Source organism: Streptomyces sp. ME19-01-6 (assembly GCF_033793745.1).
In the GTDB taxonomy this organism is placed as follows: Bacteria; Actinomycetota; Actinomycetes; order Streptomycetales; family Streptomycetaceae; genus Streptomyces.
This window is the reverse complement of record NZ_JARAXF010000116.1, coordinates 1-918: the sequence shown is the minus strand read 5'-3', so window position 1 is coordinate 918 and position 918 is coordinate 1. Positions and strand designations below refer to the sequence as shown.

The 918-nt window shown below is 64.8% G+C and carries 1 protein-coding gene; it reads left to right on the top strand.

From position 1 onward, the window contains the following. Window positions 1-918, top strand: a 918-nt coding sequence (gene ispG / locus PV419_RS52905) for a flavodoxin-dependent (E)-4-hydroxy-3-methylbut-2-enyl-diphosphate synthase (RefSeq protein WP_319701251.1), incomplete at both ends; no start/stop codon positions are given.

The following is a 918-nucleotide window of genomic DNA, read 5'->3' as shown; positions in this document are numbered from 1 at the left end:
GGTCGGGTCGGTGGCGGTGGGCGGGGACGCGCCGGTGTCGGTGCAGTCGATGACGACGACGGTGACGGCGGATGTGGGTGCGACGCTGCAGCAGATCGCGGAGCTGACGGCGTCGGGGTGTCAGATCGTGCGGGTGGCGTGTCCGTCGCAGGATGACGCGGATGCGTTGCCGGTGATTGCGCGGAAGTCGCAGATTCCGGTGATCGCGGATATTCATTTCCAGCCGAAGTATGTGTTCGCGGCGATTGCTGCCGGGTGTGCGGCGGTGCGGGTGAATCCGGGGAATATCCGGCAGTTCGACGACAAGGTGAAGGAGATCGCGAAGGCCGCGTCGGAGGCGGGGGTGCCGATCCGGATCGGGGTGAACGCGGGGTCGTTGGACAAGCGGTTGCTGGCGAAGTACGGGAAGGCGACGCCGGAGGCGTTGGTGGAGTCGGCGTTGTGGGAGTGCTCGCTGTTCGAGGAGCACGGGTTCCGGGATATCAAGATCTCGGTGAAGCACAACGATCCGGTGGTGATGATCAATGCGTACAAGCAGCTGGCGGAGCGGTGTGATTATCCGTTGCATCTGGGTGTGACGGAGGCGGGGCCGGCGTTCCAGGGGACGATCAAGTCGGCGGTGGCGTTTGGTGCGTTGCTGAGTGAGGGGATCGGGGACACGATCCGGGTGTCGTTGTCGGCGCCTCCGGTGGAGGAGGTGAAGGTGGGTATCCAGATTCTGGAGTCGTTGAATCTGCGGCAGCGGCGGTTGGAGATCGTGTCGTGTCCGTCGTGTGGTCGGGCGCAGGTGGATGTGTACAAGTTGGCGGATGAGGTCACGGCGGGTCTGCAGGGTATGGAGGTGCCGTTGCGGGTCGCGGTGATGGGGTGTGTGGTCAATGGTCCGGGTGAGGCGCGTGAGGCGGATCTGGGTGTGGC